The sequence below is a fragment of the Gilliamella sp. Nev3-1 genome, from assembly GCF_001690435.1.
In the GTDB taxonomy this organism is placed as follows: Bacteria; Pseudomonadota; Gammaproteobacteria; order Enterobacterales; family Orbaceae; genus Gilliamella; species Gilliamella apicola_C.
In genome coordinates this window covers 1-414 of record NZ_LZHN01000072.1, presented here as the reverse complement: position 1 = coordinate 414, position 414 = coordinate 1, and the positions used below count along the sequence as shown (strand labels likewise).

The 414-nt window shown below is 34.1% G+C and carries 1 protein-coding gene; it reads right to left on the bottom strand.

Annotated elements, in window-relative coordinates; genetic code table 11:
* Window positions 1-414, bottom strand: a 414-nt coding sequence (locus tag A9G40_RS11560) for a replication initiation protein (protein ID WP_141675261.1), incomplete at both ends; no start/stop codon positions are given.

The window sequence follows — 414 nt, the reverse complement described above, 5'->3', positions numbered from 1 at the left end:
TAATTCTTTAAACTCTTTAAATTTATCTTCTAGCTGTAACGCAATACGCAAATCTACCACTCTAATCGTGCGAGATTTAAGAGATCTGTATTGGGTTAATAGTTCGTATAGTCTTATTGAATAAGTGCGCTTAAAAGCGCTTATATTGCGTAATTGGTAATTAGTGAACTGCTTTTCAAGTTGGCAGAGGTATGGCATAACCGCATTACTAAACTCAATAGTAGCCGAACCTTGATCATTGAAGTATTCTTTAGATTGAATCCACCTAAACTCTTTAGTTCTCTTTGGGTCTTTGACTTTAATCCAGCGCTCGCCAAGTGTATCAATTGCTTTTTTTATTTGATTATAAGCATTTCCTTTTGTTATATCGGGAAATTGCTTAATAAAATCCTCAACGGTTATTGTTTGCTTTTG